Annotated in this window: 1 pseudogene; it reads right to left on the reverse strand. The window is 50.9% G+C overall.

The window, feature by feature from the left end:
• A pseudogene (locus LD028_RS18340) lies at positions 1-464 on the reverse strand (NADH-quinone oxidoreductase subunit C); the annotation flags it as partial.

The following is a 464-nucleotide window of genomic DNA, read 5'->3' on the forward strand; positions in this document are numbered from 1 at the left end:
GCCGCTTTTTTCTTCGCCAATTCTTCTTCGCTTATTTCCCCTGTCTCCGCAGCTTTTTGTTTCGCCAATGCTGCTGCTTTCGCCTTCGCCGCTGCCGCCGCTTTTTTCTTCGCCAATTCTTCTTCGCTTATTTCCCCTGTCTCCGCAGCTTTTTGTTTCGCCAATGCTGCTGCTTTCGCCTTCGCCGCTGCCGCCGCTTTTTTCTTCGCCAATTCTTCTTCGCTTATTTCCCCTGTCTCCGCAGCTTTTTGTTTCGCCAATGCTGCTGCTTTCGCCTTCGCTGCTGCCGCTGCTTTTTTCTTCGCTAATTCTTCTTCGCTTATTTCCCCTGTCTCCGCAGCTTTTTGTTTCGCCAATGCTGCTGCTTTCGCCTTCGCTGCTGCCGCTGCTTTTTTCTTCGCTAATTCTTCTTCGCTTATTTCCCCTGTCTCCGCAGCTTTTTGTTTCGCCAATGCTGCTGCTTT

Source organism: Anoxybacillus sp. LAT27, from assembly GCF_022030075.1.
In the GTDB taxonomy this organism is placed as follows: domain Bacteria; phylum Bacillota; class Bacilli; order Bacillales; family Anoxybacillaceae; genus Anoxybacillus; species Anoxybacillus kestanbolensis.